The organism is Undibacterium sp. TJN25 (assembly GCF_049339885.1).
In the GTDB taxonomy this organism is placed as follows: domain Bacteria; phylum Pseudomonadota; class Gammaproteobacteria; order Burkholderiales; family Burkholderiaceae_D; genus Undibacterium.
Window position 1 is genome coordinate 1 of sequence record NZ_JBMPPM010000040.1, and the last position, 650, is coordinate 650.

A 650-nucleotide genomic window follows, 5' to 3' on the forward strand; every position below is an offset into this window, starting at 1 on the left:
TTTTAAATTGCAGGCTATGCCGCCGGTATGGTCCTCTAACTGACATGGTGTCGCTCCTCTTGTGAAGGCTCGACAAGCGTATCACTTCATCTTGCTACCTTGGTCCAGCCCGAGGGGTTCAGTCCATAGTCTTGTTTTTTTGCTCGCTGAATTGACGCGGCCAGTTTGATCCACCTTCCATCGCCTGGCAAAGGCTGCCACCCTGTCGTACGCCCCTTCAAACTTTAGTTCTTTCAGATCCAAGTACTTTGTTTCAGGCTGCGTCGCTGCTTGCGGTTTTTGCCTACCTCAGTCTTTAACCAGCACGAAAGCTGGAAAGCGTACTTGTCGATGGCGCTGATTGTTTGCCGTTCCGCGTAGGCGGGCTCGGTGATTTCCGAGTGCAGATAGCATCGGACGGTGTTGCGTGAGATGCCGAGCCGTCTGGCGATCTCTCTCAGGGGAACCTGGTCACGCATGTGCCAGCGTCGAATAATGCCTAGTAAAGCCACGTTGATCACTCCAATCTCCTACTCATCAAGACAAGTAGGATTGTGTTCTAAACGTGGGTCAGAATTACGTGCAAATTTCCCAGCAAATGGACTGAACCCCTCGGGCTGGACCAAGGTAGCAAGATGAAGTGATACGCTTGTCGAGCCTTCACAAGAGGA

The 650-nt window shown here is 51.8% G+C and carries 1 protein-coding gene; it reads right to left on the minus strand.

Translation table 11 applies throughout. The annotated features are described in order from the left end of the window. Nucleotides 1-233 precede the first annotated feature (233 nt). On the minus strand, nt 234-500 hold the full coding sequence (locus tag ACO0LO_RS29010) for a hypothetical protein (RefSeq protein WP_422970024.1): 267 nt from the start codon (nt 498-500) through the stop codon (nt 234-236). Nucleotides 501-650 lie beyond the last annotated feature (150 nt).